The sequence below is a fragment of the Nocardia cerradoensis NBRC 101014 genome (assembly GCF_000308535.1).
Lineage (GTDB): Bacteria > Actinomycetota > Actinomycetes > Mycobacteriales > Mycobacteriaceae > Nocardia > Nocardia cerradoensis.
Window position 1 is genome coordinate 1 of sequence record NZ_BAFW01000225.1, and the last position, 1,391, is coordinate 1,391.

Annotated in this window: 1 protein-coding gene; it reads right to left on the reverse strand. The window is 63.9% G+C overall.

Going from position 1 to position 1,391, the window contains the following annotated elements; all coding sequences use genetic code 11:
• Positions 1-1,391: non-ribosomal peptide synthetase (locus tag ON23_RS23670; protein ID WP_039780872.1), on the reverse strand; the 1,391-nt coding region annotated here is incomplete at both ends.

A 1,391-nucleotide genomic window follows, 5' to 3' on the forward strand; every position in this document is an offset into this window, starting at 1 on the left:
CGCGACCGCCTGGCTCACGCCCGGCGCCGCCAGCAACGCGGCCTCGATTTCGCCCAGCTCGATACGCTGACCCCGGAACTTCACCTGGAAGTCGATACGACCCAGATAATCGAGAACCGGATCGCCCGATGCCGTACGAGTCCACCGGACGAGGTCACCGGTGCGATACATCCGAGCCCCCGCCACACCGAACGGATTGGCCACGAACCGATCCGACGTCAGATCCGGACGACCCAGATACCCCCGCGCCAACTGATCACCGGCAAGATACAACTCACCGACCACACCATCAGGCACCGGACGCAACCGCGAATCCAGAACATAAACCTGCGAATTCCACTGCGGCACACCGATCGGCACCGACACACCGGCGCCGGGCACCGCCGGCCAGTAGGTGATCGAGACCGCAGCTTCGGTCGGGCCGTAGAGGTTGTGCAGTTCGGCGTCCGAGACGGCGGCGAAGGCGCTCACGGTCTCCGGGGGCAGCGCCTCACCGATCACGAACACATGCCGCAACGACGCCAACTGCGCCCGATCCGCATGCGCGGCGAACACCGACAACATCGACGGCACGAAATCCGTCACCGTAACCCGCTGCGCCGCAATCGTTTCCGCCACATACAACGGATCCCGATGACCATCCGGCGTCGCCACCACCAACGTGGCACCCGCCCGCAACGGCATGAAGAAACCCCACAACGACACATCGAACGTCGTCGCCGTCTTCTGCAGATACACATCACCCGCAGCCAGCGGATACTGCGACAACATCCACTCGATCTGATTGTGAATCGCCCCGTGCGACACCGCCACACCCTTCGGACGACCCGTCGAACCCGACGTGAAAATGACGTACGCGGTATCCGAAGGCCGAACCGGCGCCCGCAGCTCCGACTCCGCCAGAGCATCCACGGCTACCGACGACAGATCGACGGTGTCGATCTCCACCACCGGCACATCACCCGGCACCACGAAACCATCACGCGACACCGTCAACACACACACCGGACGCGCCACATCCAGCACATACCCCACCCGCTCCACCGGATGATCCGGATCCAACGGCACATACGCACCACCCGCAGTCAGCACCGCATACATACCGACCACAAGATCCACCGACCGGCGAACCGCCAACCCCACCAACGACTCCGGCCCCACACCACGCCCCACCAACACACGCGCCAAACCATTGACCCGCGCATCCAACTCCGCATACGTCAACGACTCCCCACCCGGACCCACCACAGCAACAGCCCCCGGCGACCCCACCACCGCACGCCGGAAACCATCCAACAACAACCCAGCAGACACCGGATACGCAGTCTCATTCCGACCACGCACCACACCAGCCAACTCACCCACCGACAACACATCCACATCACCAACGG